Annotated in this window: 3 protein-coding genes and 1 pseudogene; 1 reads left to right on the forward strand and 3 read right to left on the reverse strand. The window is 62.3% G+C overall.

Translation table 11 applies throughout. The annotated features are described in order from the left end of the window. Positions 1 to 143 precede the first annotated feature (143 nt). Positions 144 to 413 (forward strand): WGR domain-containing protein, encoded by a 270-nt coding sequence (locus EOA75_RS30575; protein WP_127325895.1) that lies wholly within the window; start codon positions 144 to 146, stop codon positions 411 to 413. A gap of 316 nt (positions 414 to 729) precedes the next feature. Here EOA75_RS30575 and EOA75_RS34290 read toward each other — a convergent pair whose 3' ends face one another. The 3 genes and pseudogenes from EOA75_RS34290 to EOA75_RS30590 all read right to left on the reverse strand — a co-directional run. Then, on the reverse strand, positions 730 to 903 hold the full coding sequence (locus EOA75_RS34290; RefSeq protein ID WP_164747684.1) for a hypothetical protein: 174 nt from the start codon (positions 901 to 903) through the stop codon (positions 730 to 732). Positions 904 to 1,155: 252 nt separating this feature from the next. Further along, on the reverse strand, positions 1,156 to 3,309 hold the full coding sequence (locus tag EOA75_RS30585) for an integrase (protein ID WP_127325897.1): 2,154 nt from the start codon (positions 3,307 to 3,309) through the stop codon (positions 1,156 to 1,158). Further along, positions 3,306 to 3,593, reverse strand: a pseudogene (locus EOA75_RS30590) (hypothetical protein); the annotation flags it as partial. The pseudogene EOA75_RS30590 and the gene EOA75_RS30585, both read right to left, overlap by 4 nt.

The following is a 3,593-nucleotide window of genomic DNA, read 5'->3' on the forward strand; positions in this document are numbered from 1 at the left end:
AGTAGAGCCCGGCCGCCGCAGGCGGTTCGCCTGAAAATTGCTTCAACAGAACAGCCAATCCATCATGAAAATGAATCGCTGCGCGACAAGCGATTCATAAGTGTCGTTGGACGAGCATTTCCCGATCGGCGATTCTTGGTCCCATGCTTGCTCAGCCCTACAGGCTTTATGTCGAACGCACGGACGCTGCTAAAAACATGGCGCGCTTCTACGCGCTATCCATCGAAACGACATTGTTCGGGACACCTTGCCTGACACGCCGATGGGGGCGCATCGGCTGCGGCGGACAGTCGATGGTTCATCACTTCGATCGGGAAGAACAGGCAGTGTCGATGTTTCTCGAGCTGCTTCGGGCGAAGCGGGCGCGAGGGTATAAGACCAAACCCCCTGCACAACAGCCGAGCGTCGCCTGATTGCCGGAAGAGAGTGATATCGGTCGAAGCGGAACTTCGGGTTCACCACGCCGGTCGATCCGGCGTGGTGAACCAAGCGTCCAGGCAAAAAGCCTCCCTTAGTTGGGAGGCTCGGCATCGAACTCGGCTTCCTGTGCGGCGGTCGCGGCCTCCAGTTCCGCGTTGGCCTGCGTCAGCTCCGCCTCAATCTGGCGGCGCTCGTCCCGGCAGACAGCGTTCCGCAGCTCGGCCCGTTATCCTGACAGTCAACTGAAAAGCTTGAACCCAACGTCGGAAAATCGAGAGGGGCTCGACCCCTCTCGATACGGCGCCGACCTCATTCGAGGTCAGCGACGAAGGCTTGGATATCACGCTCGAACTGCTCGGCCTCAGCTTGCTCTTGTGCAATCAAGGCCGCGAGTTCGGCTTCCGCGGCGGCGCGTTCTTGTTTGGTGAAATAGCAGCTCCGAAGCTCGGCGCGCAGCTCGTTGATTTGATCGATAGTGGTCATGTTGATCGTCTCCTTTTGATGACGTCAACGGAGCCACGTGCGCACGAAGCATGTGTCAGGGATCGCGGAACGCGACCGGCGGAGCCGGCGAGTGGGGGAGCCGATTTTGTCGGAGCGCAGGGAACCGGAGCGGAGGCAAAATTGGGGGCGCCGCTCGTCCTTGACGCGTGCTGAGCAGCCGTAGAATGGGACGGCAGAAAGAAGAGAACCCGCGGCCCCGACCAGGGGCCGCGACCGCATTCCTTTGAGAGGTCAGCCGCACTTCACGTCGATATCGGATAAGATCCTTTCAATCCGTCGTAGGTCTTCGCCCACGGCAAGCCGCTGCAGTTCCGTCAGCCTCTTCTCCTTGAGGATTGCCCTGCCGTTCTCCGCGGCATCAGCCCACGCGGGACGATGGCGCGTCGTGATGCAGGCGTTCGGGCATCGCGACGGTTCGCACAACGAGATCATCGGAGCGGCCTGGTCGCCTGGGGCGGCGTGGCGGAGACAGACGGCGGTGGCAGGGTCGAAGAAACAATCGGCCAGCACGCCGACGTGAAGGGAGCGTGCCGTGTCGGCCAACAGGATGCGGAGGCGGCCACGATCCGCGATCATGCCGGGAAGCGGTTGCAGCTCAGCCGCAGCACCGTCGAGTGATTTGCCGATCCGTGCCGCGGCAGGGCCGGAGAGCCCGGCTCCCAGCTGTCTCTCGTCGAAGTAGGTGAGGATGTCGTCCATCTGCCCGAGACGACGTTCGGCCTCGACCTCGGCCCGAAATCCCGATCTGCTGGAACCCGCATAGCCTTCAAAGGCGGCGACGGAAACGTGCTTGTACTGGATCATGCCGGCGATCGTCCCGAAGGGTCGATTGGCGATGTGCCAGGCAATCGTTCGGCGAAACTGACGTGTCGTCAGTTGCCACGGGCGCCCATTGGGGCCAGTCGGAATGACGGGCTCGCCTGCGGTTCCGAAGCGTTCGTTCAGATGATCGCGAAACTGGTTCAGGCGAGTCACGACGTCTGTCGAGAGCGTCTGCTTGCGCGCCCGGGCAATAAAGAGAACGGGCCAAAGTGTCTTCGTACCGCGACACTCGACGGATCGGATGATGAGCTGTTCGAGCACCGAGATGGCAGTCGCGACGGGCGCGATGGTAATCCACTCGGCCTCCTCGCCACGCGTTTCCTTCCCCTTGTAGGCGACTGACTTCACCCGGTGCCTGTCGATCAGGCCGTCCTCGCTCCTGCTGACCGACAGACAGCCGGGCCGCATGGCCTGGACCTCGCTGTCGCGCATGCCGGTGAGATAGGCGCAGACGATGTAGCAGGCAGCTTGCAGCATCCGCTCTTCCACCGCGAGCGCTCTCACGTCAAACCGGAACCGCCAGGGATCGCCGGTGTCTGGATCGACTGAAATCGGCGTATCCATTCCGCCGACCTCAGTCCCGAGTTCACGGACCGCAGCTTCGACGATCTGGCGGGCATCATCGCCAGAGCGTTCGTCGAGAGCTCGCCGAAGGTTGGCATCGGCGCCGATGTGCAGATAGATAAGCTGCCAGTTCAAGGGCGGCTCCGATTCTGCCAATGATGCTGGTCCGCCGATCCTGGCCGGCCAGGCTGGGATGCCACGGCCCTGCCTGCGGCGTTCGTCGAGGTAGGCAATCAGGCGGGTCTGGCGGCGTGCCCGCCGTGCATTGCGATGCGCCAGCGCGTCCTCGGCGACCAGCTTCTTGTGACGCGCTTCGAGCGTCCGCAGTTCATTGCGCGCCGCGAGAATATCGGGCGCAAACACCGTGACGTATTTGAGCGACCATGCAAGCAAGGGCCGGATGATGTCCTCGGGAATGCGGGGCGTCCGGTTCTCTTCGACGGAAAAGCGATAACCCGCAACCTCGGCAGGCCTGCGACCGCGCCACGGCTCGAAGGTCAGCCTCGCCATGGATAAACGGTTACGAAAGGCATAAAGGTCGAAAACGATCTCCAGCCACTGGGTCACAATGACCGGCCGCCGTCCTTGACGAAGAGATTTGGCGAAGCGGTCGAGCAACAGCTGATCGACATGGCGAAGATCGCAGACTCCGCACTCGGCCTTGACGAAATTGAAGAAGTTCAACGCGAACCGAAAGAGGCGGCGGACGCTCACCGGTGGCGCCCGCATCTTGTGACCCGGCAAATCCGTATTCAGGCGCACATAAAGGTAGTCGCGAATGGCTGCTGCAATGGCTGGGTCGTCAACGGCGTCAAAGTCCACCCTGGTGTCGGAGCGGCGCGCATTCTCCCGAAAAACCGCGGGGCTCAAATCCCATCGAGCGTCGCCATATCGCGACAGATTGGATCTATCGAAGCCGTCATGCAGAGGCGCGATCGCGAGCACCGGGCGATCGTCCGCGACCGCGGTGGCGGCGTAAGAGGAAGGTGCGGCCTTCACAGCGATGCCTCCGGCGGCAGGTAGACCGAAACCGGTTCGCGGGAGAGCACCCGACGTGCCTCCTCAACAGTCGCCGCACTGAAGGCCGGCAGGATCTGCCTGGTGATGCGGGCATGCGCGGCTGCGAACTTCGCCGCCCAGTGGTTGGTAGAAAGTGAAAGGCGCTGATCTTCGAGGAACCCAAGGAAGGACAGGATGGCGGGGAGCTTGCGGCTGGTGATGACCGCGTTCGGGCATTCGAGACAGCCCCAGAACGGCAACGAACAAGGTGAGCCTGGTTCGCC

This window comes from Mesorhizobium sp. M1A.F.Ca.IN.022.07.1.1, assembly GCF_003997575.1.
In the GTDB taxonomy this organism is placed as follows: domain Bacteria; phylum Pseudomonadota; class Alphaproteobacteria; order Rhizobiales; family Rhizobiaceae; genus Mesorhizobium.